General features: G+C 39.2%; 12 protein-coding genes. 7 read left to right on the forward strand and 5 right to left on the reverse strand.

What is annotated here, in order from left to right:
* Positions 1-44: 44 nt before the first annotated feature.
* Positions 45-1,688: a chaperonin GroEL gene (gene groL / locus PSF31_RS07780; RefSeq protein WP_004258673.1), complete on the forward strand. Its 1,644-nt coding sequence runs from the start codon at positions 45-47 to the stop codon at positions 1,686-1,688.
* Between the two features lie 419 nt (positions 1,689-2,107).
* Complete coding sequence (locus PSF31_RS07785; protein ID WP_004908089.1) at positions 2,108-2,452, forward strand: DUF4156 domain-containing protein; 345 nt, start codon at positions 2,108-2,110, stop codon at positions 2,450-2,452.
* A 44-nt stretch (positions 2,453-2,496) separates the two neighbouring features.
* Here the strand turns inward: PSF31_RS07785 and epmB are convergent, their stop codons facing one another.
* The gene (gene epmB, locus PSF31_RS07790; protein ID WP_094962347.1) at positions 2,497-3,525 is read right to left on the reverse strand and encodes an EF-P beta-lysylation protein EpmB; all 1,029 of its coding nucleotides are present in this window, start codon (positions 3,523-3,525) and stop codon (positions 2,497-2,499) included.
* A 43-nt stretch (positions 3,526-3,568) separates the two neighbouring features.
* Between epmB and efp the strand changes: the two genes are divergently transcribed.
* The gene (gene efp, locus PSF31_RS07795) at positions 3,569-4,135 is read left to right on the forward strand and encodes an elongation factor P (RefSeq protein WP_004258667.1); all 567 of its coding nucleotides are present in this window, start codon (positions 3,569-3,571) and stop codon (positions 4,133-4,135) included.
* 79 nt (positions 4,136-4,214) lie between these two features.
* Here the strand turns inward: efp and PSF31_RS07800 are convergent, their stop codons facing one another.
* From PSF31_RS07800 to PSF31_RS07810, 3 genes are all read right to left on the reverse strand, one after another.
* The gene (locus PSF31_RS07800) at positions 4,215-4,412 is read right to left on the reverse strand and encodes a YbdD/YjiX family protein (RefSeq protein WP_004258665.1); all 198 of its coding nucleotides are present in this window, start codon (positions 4,410-4,412) and stop codon (positions 4,215-4,217) included.
* A gap of 248 nt (positions 4,413-4,660) precedes the next feature.
* Entirely contained in the window at positions 4,661-6,754 is a 2,094-nt protein-coding gene (cstA, locus tag PSF31_RS07805) for a pyruvate/proton symporter CstA (protein ID WP_096864375.1), read from the reverse strand.
* A gap of 341 nt (positions 6,755-7,095) precedes the next feature.
* Positions 7,096-8,004, reverse strand: coding sequence for an EamA family transporter (locus tag PSF31_RS07810; protein ID WP_096864376.1), 909 nt, complete (start codon positions 8,002-8,004; stop codon positions 7,096-7,098).
* A gap of 269 nt (positions 8,005-8,273) precedes the next feature.
* Here PSF31_RS07810 and sugE point away from each other — a divergent pair, with 269 nt between their 5' ends.
* On the forward strand, positions 8,274-8,588 hold the full coding sequence (gene sugE, locus PSF31_RS07815; protein ID WP_004258648.1) for a quaternary ammonium compound efflux SMR transporter SugE: 315 nt from the start codon (positions 8,274-8,276) through the stop codon (positions 8,586-8,588).
* A 108-nt stretch (positions 8,589-8,696) separates the two neighbouring features.
* Here the strand turns inward: sugE and PSF31_RS07820 are convergent, their stop codons facing one another.
* Complete coding sequence (locus PSF31_RS07820; protein ID WP_004908101.1) at positions 8,697-8,906, reverse strand: helix-turn-helix domain-containing protein; 210 nt, start codon at positions 8,904-8,906, stop codon at positions 8,697-8,699.
* A 206-nt stretch (positions 8,907-9,112) separates the two neighbouring features.
* On the opposite strand from PSF31_RS07820, the gene PSF31_RS07825 reads away from it, so the two are divergent.
* The 3 genes from PSF31_RS07825 to PSF31_RS07835 are packed head-to-tail and all read left to right on the forward strand — an operon-like array spanning position 9,113 to position 11,887.
* Positions 9,113-9,874 (forward strand): hypothetical protein, encoded by a 762-nt coding sequence (locus tag PSF31_RS07825; protein WP_096864377.1) that lies wholly within the window; start codon positions 9,113-9,115, stop codon positions 9,872-9,874.
* 39 nt (positions 9,875-9,913) lie between these two features.
* The gene (locus PSF31_RS07830) at positions 9,914-11,107 is read left to right on the forward strand and encodes an MFS transporter (protein ID WP_096864378.1); all 1,194 of its coding nucleotides are present in this window, start codon (positions 9,914-9,916) and stop codon (positions 11,105-11,107) included.
* Positions 11,108-11,122: 15 nt separating this feature from the next.
* Entirely contained in the window at positions 11,123-11,887 is a 765-nt protein-coding gene (locus PSF31_RS07835) for a helix-turn-helix transcriptional regulator (RefSeq protein ID WP_096864379.1), read from the forward strand.
* Positions 11,888-11,899 lie beyond the last annotated feature (12 nt).

An 11,899-nucleotide genomic window follows, 5' to 3' on the forward strand; every position in this document is an offset into this window, starting at 1 on the left:
TTAAAACTTCTCAACGAACGAAAAGAATTTGAAGGAAAGAGATAATGGCAGCTAAAGACGTTAAATTTGGTAGTGATGCACGTACGAAAATGCTTCGTGGTGTGAATGTTCTGGCAGACGCAGTAAAAGTGACTTTAGGTCCTAAAGGCCGTAACGTAGTTTTAGATAAATCTTTTGGTTCACCAGTTATCACCAAAGATGGTGTTTCAGTTGCACGTGAAATCGAATTAGAAGACAAATTCGAAAACATGGGCGCTCAAATGGTGAAAGAAGTTGCTTCTAAAGCTAACGACGCTGCAGGTGACGGTACAACAACTGCAACTGTACTGGCTCAAGCTATCATTACTGAAGGCTTAAAAGCGGTTGCTGCGGGTATGAACCCAATGGACCTGAAACGCGGTATCGATAAAGCAGTTGTTGCTGCAGTTGAAGAACTGAAAGCCTTGTCTGTTCCTTGTTCAGACACTAAATCAATCGCACAGGTTGGTACTATTTCTGCAAACTCCGACGAAACCGTGGGTAAATTAATTGCAGAAGCTATGGATAAAGTCGGTAAAGAAGGCGTTATCACGGTTGAAGAAGGTACTGGTCTGGAAGACGAGCTGGATGTGGTTGAAGGTATGCAATTTGACCGCGGTTACTTGTCTCCTTACTTCATCAATAAACCAGAAACAGGTGCTGTTGAGTTAGAAAACCCATTCATCCTGTTAGTTGACAAAAAAGTTTCTAACATCCGTGAATTACTGCCAGTATTAGAAGGCGTTGCTAAAGCAAGCAAACCACTGTTAATCATCGCTGAAGATGTTGAAGGTGAAGCACTGGCAACTCTGGTTGTTAACACCATGCGTGGTATTGTTAAAGTTGCAGCGGTTAAAGCACCGGGCTTCGGTGACCGTCGTAAAGCCATGCTGCAAGATATCGCAATTCTGACTAACGGTACTGTTATCTCTGAAGAGATCGGTATGGAGTTAGAAAAAGCGACATTAGAAGATTTAGGTCAAGCAAAACGTATTGTTATTAACAAAGACACTACCACTATCATTGATGGTGTGGGTGAAGAATCTGCGATTGCGGGCCGTGTTGCACAAATTCGTCAACAAATCGAAGAATCTTCTTCTGACTACGACCGTGAAAAACTGCAAGAGCGCGTTGCTAAATTAGCAGGCGGTGTTGCTGTTATTAAAGTGGGCGCAGCAACTGAAGTTGAAATGAAAGAGAAACGTGCTCGTGTTGACGATGCTCTGCATGCAACTCGCGCAGCGGTTGAAGAAGGTGTTGTTGCTGGTGGTGGTACTGCACTGGTTCGCGTTGCAGCGAAACTGGAAGCACTGACTGGTGAAAACGAAGAACAAAACGTAGGTATTCGTGTTGCTCTGCGTGCGATGGAAGCGCCAATGCGTCAAATCGTTACTAACGCAGGTGAAGAAGCCTCTGTTGTTGTTAACAACGTGAAAGCAGCAAAAGGTAACGAAGGTTACAACGCGGCGACTGATACTTACGGCGACATGATTGACATGGGTATCTTAGACCCAACTAAAGTAACGCGTTCTGCTCTGCAATTCGCAGCGTCTATCGCAGGTCTGATGATCACCACTGAAGCGATGATCACTGAACTGCCAAAATCAGACGCACCTGACTTAGGTGCTGCTGGTATGGGCGGCATGGGTGGAATGGGCGGTATGATGTAAGCCAGCTGGCGACATCAAGCTTAAGTAGTTACTAACTCAGTTAGGGCTACCCACCACAAAACCGGTATCGTTAGTGTTCCTAGCGGTGCCGGTTTTTTATTGGTTTTTAATAAATATATAACCATTAATTATTGATGAATGTAATACCTCGAAACGATGTACAATTAATGCGTTATACGATTTATTTTTGCGTCAATGTTGCTTCACAGGTTATATTTAACGTAAGGTAAATGGTTTGAATTAGTAAAGAATAGAGCAGGTTCTTGGTTAATTTGTGGTAAACTCTATTCGGCTGGTGATGTGCGGCAATTATGGCGCTGTATGTTAATCACCTCCTAGATATTTCAATTAATAGATTATTGAAACTAAAGCGATTTTCAAACCAGCTGCAAAAACACAATGAAAAAATGAGGGAAAACATGCGAATTAAAGTCTTGCTTGGTGCTGCTGCATTATTGCTTTTAGCAGGTTGTTCAACAACAACTAATTTGACTGCGGCAGGCTCACAAGTTCGTTTTGTTGAGAATCAACCAGGAAGTGATTGCCAACTTCTCGGTCAGGTTGCAGGGACTCAAAGCAACTGGTTGAGTGGTGTGAATAATGAATCTAGCTCAATGCGCAGCGCAGCAAATGATTTACGTAATAAAGCCGCGGCAATGGGCGGTAACGTGATTTTTGGTGCATCAAGTCCAAGTGAAACTGTGTTATCTAGCTTCATTCCATTAGATAGCAAAATGGTTGGCCAAGTTTATAAGTGCCCCTAAAATGAATTCATAGCGCCCAAATGATGATTTGGGCGTTTTGCTTTCTAGTTCTGCCTTAAATTAAGGTCAAGCAGTGTTTTACTTGGCTCTCCCCCAATTTCCCGAGCGAGCTTAGGTACAAGGTACCCTGAGACTTTACTCAATAATTGCTGTATTAATTGTCTAGCTTCAGTATCACTCACTAAAAAGTGAGCGGCACCTTGGACTTTATCTAATACATGTAAGTAATAAGGTAAAATACCCGCATCAAACAGAGCATTACTTAAATTCATCAGAGCTGTCACGTTGTCATTAACTTGGCGCAGTAATACGCTTTGGTTTAATAATGTCACACCTGATAACTTTAGTTTTTGCATAGCATTGGTGAATGACTCGTCGATTTCGTTAGCATGGTTAACGTGTGTCACCATAATTACTTGTAACCTTGAGCTAGCAAGGCGTTTACAGAGAGTTTCAGTGATACGTTCAGGTATCACTACAGGCAAGCGAGTATGAATTCTAAGGCGTTTTATATGTGGGATCGCCTCTAATTGGCTGATAAGCCAATCGAGTTCATGGTCTTTTGCCATCAATGGATCACCACCTGAGAAGATGATTTCATTGAGTTCGGTGTGGTTTTTTATATAATCCACAGCCATCAACCAGTTATTTTTATTTCCTTTGTTGTCTTCATAAGGAAAATGCCGGCGAAAACAGTAGCGACAGTTGACTGCACAGCCACCTTTTACCAGCAGTAATGCGCGGTTGTGGTATTTATGCAGTAAACTTGGAATTTCATTATCCTGCTCTTCTAGTGGGTCAGTAGAAAAACCTGGATGTATATCAAACTCTGCTTTTGCGGTTAATACCTGCAATAACAGAGGATCTAGTGGATCGCCTTTCTTCATACGGGAAATAAAGGGCACTGGAACGCGTAAAGGAAATAGTTTACGTGCCTCACTGCCTTCTTTTGATAAAAGGTGATTTTCTAGGTTAAGTATTTGCAGCAATTCATCTGGATTAGTGATTGCTTCTGCAAGTTGTTGTATCCAGACTTCTCTGGATGAGGTATTTTGAGTTACAATATCGACCATTTTTTGGCTATGCCATTTTTAGTTTATAAATTAGAGGATCACCATGGCTACTTATAGTACCAATGAATTCCGCTCAGGTCTTAAAATCATGTTAGATGGCGAGCCTTGTGTCGTTTTAGAAAGTGAATTCGTCAAACCGGGTAAAGGTCAAGCGTTCGCACGTGTGCGTATCCGTAAACTGATTTCTAACAAACTGTTGGAAAAAACATTTAAGTCTACTGACTCTGTTGAAGGTGCAGATGTCATGGATATGAACTTAACTTACCTGTATAACGACGGTGAGTTCTGGCATTTCATGAACAACGAAACTTTCGAACAGTTAGCAGCGGACGAAAAAACCGTTGGCGATAACGCGAAATGGTTAGTTGACCAAGCAGAATGTATTTTAACACTGTGGGACGGCCGTCCTATCGCGGTCACTCCACCTAACTTTGTTGAGTTAGAAATTACTGATACTGACCCTGGCCTGAAAGGTGATACCGCAGGTACAGGCGGTAAACCTGCAACACTGAGCACTGGCGCAGTGGTTAAGGTTCCTCTGTTTGTTCAGATCGGTGAAGTGATCCGTGTTGATACTCGTTCTGGCGAGTATGTTTCACGTGTAAAATAACGGTTGATCCTATACTGAATCGTTAAAAATAAAAAGCCGTGGTCGAATGCCACGGCTTTTTTTGTCTATTTTTTAAGGCCTAACAGCACTTAAACCCACCTTTACCACCGTAACGTGCATCTTGGCGCTCTTTAAAAAACTCTTCATAGGTCATGGGAGTTTGGTCAGGGTGCGTTTTTTGCATATGAGCGACGTAGTTGTCGTAATCGGGGACGCCGACCATCATTTTTGCCGCTTGGCCTAGGTAGCGGGCTGCTTTTCCCAGTTCTCCAAACATAAATCCTCGTCATACTTTGTGTTGTAGCGGTGTTGGCTGCTCTCGGCTACCCAAGTCACATACTGTTATGTATGCTCCTAGTTTCTCCTTCATACTTCACGCTATTGCTGCGTTGGCTTTATTCGCTAACCCTAGTCACATATTGGAGTATGCTCCTAGGGATTATCTTCTTTGCCGCCTTGCTCCAACGTGAATTATTTTGGAGAAAGAGTATATGCCCTAAACAGTGACAAGCTTTTCCGCGAAAATCAATGATGGCGTGTATTTGCCACGATTTCTTCATAGTTGGCTGGCATGGCTTCGTATGGTACTTCATTCGCTGTTGGTTGGTCGGATTTTAATGCCTTCAACGCAGTGCGGATGGAGAATAGAGCCAGTAATACCACAACAATCATAAAGAAAATAGTTAATCCTGCATCTAAGCGGTTATTGAAAATTAACTGAGTTAATTGAGATTCCGTATATTGAACTGGAATATTACCGCTATCAATCATTGCTTGGAATTTATTTGCGACAGCTAAGAAACCAACACGGGCATCTTCACTGAAAGTTTTCTCCCAGCCTGCAGTCATCGTACAGATTAACAACCATGCAGTTGGGACTAAAGCGACCCATGCATATCTTTGGCGCTTCATTTTAAACAGTACCACAGCACACAGCATTAATGCCATACCCGCTAACATTTGGTTCGCGATACCAAACAATGGCCATAAGGTGTTAATACCGCCAAGTGGGTCGACAACACCTTGGTGAAGAAAATAACCCCAAGCAAGCACACATAGCGCGGTTGCTATCAAGTTTGCGGGTAACGAATCGGTACGTTTCAAGGATGGAGAAACCACACCCAGTAAATCTTGCAGCATAAAGCGTGCCGCTCGAGTTCCTGCATCCACCGCGGTTAAAATGAACAACGCTTCAAATAGGATGGCAAAGTGATACCAGAAGGCGACATTCATTAGACCGCCAAGGGCACCGTGGAGAATATACGCCATCCCAACAGCCAGTGTTGGAGCACCTCCGGCACGTGAAATAATACTGGTTTCACCCACATCATTAGCAATGCTGTTAAGCTGTTCAGGGGTGATCTGGAAGCCCCAGCTACTGACGACCTGGGCAGCAGAAGCGACTACATCTTGTGTACCTGCGGGAGCTAACATTGCCATGGGGCTATTCATGGCGAAATAAACACCCGGGTCAATCACACAAGCGGCGACTAACGCCATGATAGCTACAAAAGATTCCATCAACATGCCACCATAGCCGATAAAGCAAGCTTGGTTTTCATTCGCCAACATTTTGGGTGTGGTGCCCGATGATATCAGTGCGTGGAAGCCAGAAACGGCACCGCAAGCAATGGTAATAAATAAGAATGGAAACAAGTCACCTGCCCAAACCGGGCCTGTACCATCAATATATTTGGTCAGCGATGGCATTTGTAGATTTGGATTGAGGATTAAAATACCAATTGCCAAACCAATAATAGTACCGATTTTTAAGAAAGTTGATAGGTAGTCTCGTGGGGCAAGTAGCAGCCAAACAGGAAGTACAGCGGCAACAAAGCCATATCCCACTAGCATCCAAGTGAGTTGAACACCAGTATAGTCAAAATAAGGTGCCCAAGTTTCGCTTTCAGCGACCCAACCCCCAGAGATAATTGCAAATACGAGGAAAACTAACCCTATAATAGAGACTTCACCAATGCGTCCTGGCCGTATATAACGGGTATAAATACCCATAAAAATCGCCAATGGAATAGTAAAGGCAACGGTGTAAGTTCCCCATGGGCTATGAGTGAGGGCTTTTACGACAATCATAGCGAGTACGGCTAAGATAATCACCATAATCATAAAACAAGCAATTAAAGCCAGAACCCCTGCCGAATTACCCATTTCTTCTTTAACTAATTCACCCAGTGAACGGCCGTCTCGACGTGTTGAAACAAACAACACCATAAAGTCTTGTACGGCCCCTGCTAGCACAACCCCGGCAAGTAGCCAAAGCATGCCTGGTAAATACCCCATCTGTGCCGCAAGTACAGGGCCGACAAGTGGGCCAGCACCTGCGATGGCAGCAAAGTGGTGGCCAAATAATACTTTTTTATCTGTTGGTACGTAGTCTAAGCCATCGTTATGACGAATTGCTGGTGTCATACGAGTTGCATCAACTTGGAGTACTTTTTTAGCAATAAAAAGCCCATAATATCGGTATGCAATCAGATAAATACACACGGCTGCAACAACGATCCACAGGGCATTAATCTGTTCACCTCGATTTAAGGCGATGTAACCCAGTGAAAAAGCACCAAGTAATGCGAGCACAATCCATATTAATTGTTTACCCATAGCCATCCCCATCTGTTCAGTTGATTACTTTTTGTTATTTGTTTAAGTAAAACTGAGAAAGGTATAACCATACTTAAGTCAAAGAAAAAGTAGCTAAACCGATACACCCAATTGAAATTTGAGATAAATTTCATAATTGTAGCCAGTATCACTAATTTAGGATTATTTATTGGATTTTATTTGGTTTTGGACTAGTGGTTGTCTATTGAATTGGTTTTTTATCTTGATTTATTATTTATTTTGAAATTAATGACTGTTGATGTGTTTTTACCGATGAGGGGATGGGTAAAGGTAGGGCAAATAATCGGAAGTTAAAAAACCTCCGATTATTAATTGGTTAACTAGGTATGTCTTAATTTTTGAATTATTTTTTTGCCAAAAAGTGTAGTAATTAGGCCAAACATGATTAAAACAAGGCCAGCAACTTGTACGCCATTAATGTGCTCATCAAGAAATAATGCACTACTGCTTAAACCGAAGACGGGAACTAACAATGAAAAAGGAGCAACACGCCACGCTTCATAGCGACCAAGTAAGACACCCCAGATCCCATAACCAACAAATGTTGATAAATAAGCTAAATAGATAATGACACCAAAGACCGACCAATTAAAACCAGATAGCCCTTCAATAATTGCTTCTTCACCTTCTAAAATCAATGAACTAATTAAAAACGGAATAATTGGGATCAGAGCACTCCAACTGACTAAAGATAGGGCGCTGCATTTCTCTGCGCCTTCCTGTTTCATAATAATTCTATTAGTGATATTACCACAAGCCCATGATAATCCAGCAATTAAAGTGAATGCTAATCCGAGTAATGGGATATCATCAAGCCCACCGGCAGTGGCACCATTGGCTAACACCGTCAGCCCTGCAATCGCGATAAACATACCAATAAAGTGGGTTGGCTGTAATGATTCCTTTAAAATCATTGCGCCAAGTAATAGGGTAAAGAAAGCTTGGGATTGCAATATGACAGAGGTTATACCCGCGGGCATACCAACTCGAATAGCACAAAATAAGAAGGCGAATTGACCAAAGCTAATCGTTAGCCCATAGAGAAGTAATAATTTGAATGGAATTTTAGGGCGTTTAAAAATAAAAATAGCGGGAAAGGCCACAAACATGAAGCGTAAGGCACCTAATAATAACGGTGGAAGTGCAGTTACCCCGAGCTTAATGATAACGAAGTTAACTCCCCAAATAATCACCACACAAAGGGCGAGTAAGATGTCTCTGAGACTCATGCTGTTTTCTCGATGAACTTGCCAGATAAGACACCTACTTTACCTGTGTATAATTTTGAGTGCGATAGTTATGATGCTTAATCATAAAAAACAGTATAAAAAGGTTAAATATTATTGCTGATTTGCGCTTATTTGTTATTTTTCGTTGCTTGAGTCTTGTTACATGAATGTTTATAATGGATTTTCACTTCATACGTATTCAGGACGACCTGAATTAACGTCATTTAAATATGGGGACGACCCCGAGTATTTAACGGGAGCAACCAGCTATGGCTTGGATCGTCCTTTTATTTGCGGGTTTATTAGAAGTTGTATGGGCTGTTGGCTTAAAATATACCCACGGTTTTACACGTTTAACACCGAGTATCATTACCATTATTGCGATTATTGCGAGTATGGGTCTGTTAGCTTACGCAATGCGTGACTTACCTGTCGGCACGGCTTATGCAATTTGGACCGGTATTGGTGCAGTGGGTACGGCAATTGTTGGGATTATTTTTCTTGGGGAATCAGCGAATATGTTTCGCTTATTAAGCCTTGCCTTGATTATTACAGGGCTAATTGGTTTAAAAGTATCAAGTTAGCTTTCAAATTAAGCATTTTTTAATTAAAAATGAATAATAAGCGGGTGACAGAGAAAGTTACCCGCTTTTTTTGATATTTTTGGGGACATAGAGAAAACAATTCTTATGTTATTTTTCGTTATAACGCGATGGCCAAATTTCAGATGGTGCAACACCCAAAAACTCGGCAATAATACGTTCTCCTTTTGGCCAGCGTCTTGACAGGGCATTATTTAATGTTGATGAGTTTAACCCTGCTGAACGTGATATTTGTGAAAGAGAAGAACCTTTTTTCTTTATTGCTGCAATAATATCAGCCGAGTGCCAATCTTGTTTCATATGATCTCCAATAGTTAATATATAAATATAATTTAAATTATTTTAATGAACTGTAATTCAATTGAGATATAAAGATAAAAAAATAATTCTTAATTTTGAATACCTTTAAATTTTGGCCTTTGAATATTTATTTTTATGTGTTAAAGATATAGATTCAACGTTTTTATTATCTTTATTTTTATTTAAATAACTAAAAGGTGATTTTTATGGATATAGAAAACAATAGGATGGAAAAAATAAGTACTAGAATGAAATTAGATCTATATAATTATTTTGATTGGAATGATATTGGTATCCATTATACGGTTATTAATGTTGATGAAAGAAATATATACACATTATCTAGTGATTATGAATGGCAATTAATTTATTGGTACCATGATATGGATTTGTCATTAAAAGAACGGTTATTTGCGGGTGTTCAATATTGGAGTAATTATTCAGATGCATACCAGAAAATTTTAACCAAATTAGATAAAGGAAATAAAAAAATTGATTTTTGCAATAGATACAATAATTTATTTGAGATATTTTCACTCAATGCGAATCATAAAGTCCCATATGATCATTTACTTTCATTGTATCGATGGCGTTCAATAGTTTCTGAATATGCATATGAAAAATGGTCTGAAAATAAAACGGTTGCATTACCATTACGCCAAAAAATTGAATTAGACGAAACCGCACCTATTATTTGCAGGGGTAATGAAATCTCTAATTATATACGTTTTGGGCAGTTGTCATTTTCAAATAAAGAAGTATTAACCATCCGTTTGTTGCTTTCCCACCGAAATATAAATGAAATTAGCCGTATTCAAGGCTGTTCGGAGGAGGACGAATATATAAGGGTTAACAATATCAAGAAAAAATTAAACTGTGAAATGGTATCTCAAAAGGAATGTTTTTCGGTAATGAAAGATCACGGGATTACATTAGCAAGCTTAGAAAAATTAATGCCTATTAATTAATTTAACTATTTGTTTCATATAGGGATATGGGATCATTTTATGAAATGGAAATTACGTTTTGGCGCTGTAGCAGGGCATACCTTAGAATTTTATGATGTTGCAATTTTTGCAGCGATTTCATCATATTTAAGTGCAGAATTAACTCGGCTAGGTTATCAGCAAGCAACGGAACTTGTGTGGGGGATTTTTGCTTTACGCTTTCTTATACGGCCACTAGGTGGGTATGTGATTGGCCGTTATGCAGATAAAGTTGGTAAAAAACCGGCAATGATTTTGGTAAGTATTCTCACCGGTAGTGCAACATTATGTATGGCATTTCTGCCAATTGAACTCTTAGGGGTATATACGCCTTTAGCCATATTATTTCTTCAAATGTTGCTATCTTTTAGTTTTGCGGGTGAAAGCCCATCACTGTCTACCTATTTATATAAAGACTCTAAGCCCCAAGAACGAGGTAGAATTTCGGCGTTGTTAACTGGAAGTGCGGTTGTTGGTGTTATTGGCTCGTTAGGAATCGTGTTAATTCTCGAAAATATATTAGACCCTGAAACCATGCAAAGGGTGGGGTGGAGGATACCACTACTATTAGGTCTAGGTAATATACTGATCTGTTTTTGGTTTCGCTATCGCTTACCAGACCAACCCATTGAGTATGATGGGTGCCAAAAAATAGATTGGCTTAAGGCATTTAATATTTTACTGGTTGTTATTCCTGGTTCGGTTATTTTTTATACCTTAAATTTTTCATCTTCGTTTTTACTTAAGGAGTTAGAGCTAGAAGAATTTAAAAGTATATATTCAATGATATCATCAACTTTATTATTGATTTTAATGGCAATAGTTGGCTGGTTAACAGATAAATACAGTTACGCTGAACGGGTGTTTAACTTAGGGGTAAAGTTAGCTGCCATACTATCAATTCCTATTTATTACCTAATGTCGACTAAGGTTTTATCATTAGTACTTATCTCCCAATCGTCAATTATTATTATTTCAGCAATGGTTTTATGTAATTGGAATTATGCCATGGCAAAACCAGCCAATGGACAAGTTACGACTTTAAGTATGGGATACAATCTTGCATCGACGATTATAGGCGGGTTAACGCCTTTAATTATCAATTATTTAGTCATCATTGATGTTTCCTTGGTTGGTGTTTTTGTTTCGTTGAGTTCGTTAACTCTATTTGTTTCATTGTTATTGAGTAAAAAACAAAGGTTATTAACTATTTAAATGTAAGGGTGACATATGAATATAGAAAATAAACACCTAGAACTTTCTTGTTCTGGTTTTGGTGATAAGTTTTTAAAGTATTTCGATTGGAATGATATAGATGTTAATTATAGCAGAGTAGATGTAATTAATCATTCTGTAAGGACCATTTCTAGTAATTACAATTGGGTTCTTATGTTTTGGGATGATGATCTAGATAAGAAAGTAAAGGAACGATTAATCCCTGGTATTCAATATTGGAATAATTACTCTGCCGAATTTCAAAAAACATTATCTAAAACAGATAAGAAAGAAATGAAAGTGGATTTTTGTACTCAATATGGCGGTGTATATGAAATTACATCAATAAATTCAAGAAAGAAATTCTCATCTAATGAGTTATTAGAGCTCTATAAATTAAGAGCTGTTATTTCTGATTACTCCCAGCATGTCTGGAAAGATAATGAAAATATTATTTTACCACTTAGGGCGGACATAAGCTTATCTCAACAAATTGAAGATAATAACCGAGATATTTTAGATTTTCATCATTATATGCGTTTTGGTAACATTCGTTTTACCCGTAAAGAAATGATAACTATTCGTTTATTATTATCACATTGCCGAGTAAAGGAAATTAGTTATATTCAAGGTTGTTCGGAAGCGACAGAAAATAAACGTATTCTACGCATTAAAGAAAAACTAGGTTGCTCTTATACTTCACCTAGTGGTTTATTTCAGGCTTTAAAAGAAAATGGCATTACTCTTGCGTGTTTGGAATCTTTGGTGAGTTACCCTTAAATATGAGAATAT

Origin of the sequence: Providencia sp. PROV156 (assembly GCF_028480905.1) — a bacterium.
Classification (GTDB): Bacteria; Pseudomonadota; Gammaproteobacteria; order Enterobacterales; family Enterobacteriaceae; genus Providencia; species Providencia hangzhouensis.

Coding starts and splice junctions, on each gene's coding strand:
- groL (WP_004258673.1), top strand. CDS start 45: ATGGCAGCTAAAGACGTTAAATTTGGTAGTGATGCACGTACGAAAATG.
- PSF31_RS07785 (WP_004908089.1), top strand. CDS start 2,108: ATGCGAATTAAAGTCTTGCTTGGTGCTGCTGCATTATTGCTTTTAGCA.
- epmB (WP_094962347.1), bottom strand. CDS start 3,525: ATGGTCGATATTGTAACTCAAAATACCTCATCCAGAGAAGTCTGGATA.
- efp (WP_004258667.1), top strand. CDS start 3,569: ATGGCTACTTATAGTACCAATGAATTCCGCTCAGGTCTTAAAATCATG.
- PSF31_RS07800 (WP_004258665.1), bottom strand. CDS start 4,412: ATGTTTGGAGAACTGGGAAAAGCAGCCCGCTACCTAGGCCAAGCGGCA.
- cstA (WP_096864375.1), bottom strand. CDS start 6,754: ATGGGTAAACAATTAATATGGATTGTGCTCGCATTACTTGGTGCTTTT.
- PSF31_RS07810 (WP_096864376.1), bottom strand. CDS start 8,004: ATGAGTCTCAGAGACATCTTACTCGCCCTTTGTGTGGTGATTATTTGG.
- sugE (WP_004258648.1), top strand. CDS start 8,274: ATGGCTTGGATCGTCCTTTTATTTGCGGGTTTATTAGAAGTTGTATGG.
- PSF31_RS07820 (WP_004908101.1), bottom strand. CDS start 8,906: ATGAAACAAGATTGGCACTCGGCTGATATTATTGCAGCAATAAAGAAA.
- PSF31_RS07825 (WP_096864377.1), top strand. CDS start 9,113: ATGGATATAGAAAACAATAGGATGGAAAAAATAAGTACTAGAATGAAA.
- PSF31_RS07830 (WP_096864378.1), top strand. CDS start 9,914: ATGAAATGGAAATTACGTTTTGGCGCTGTAGCAGGGCATACCTTAGAA.
- PSF31_RS07835 (WP_096864379.1), top strand. CDS start 11,123: ATGAATATAGAAAATAAACACCTAGAACTTTCTTGTTCTGGTTTTGGT.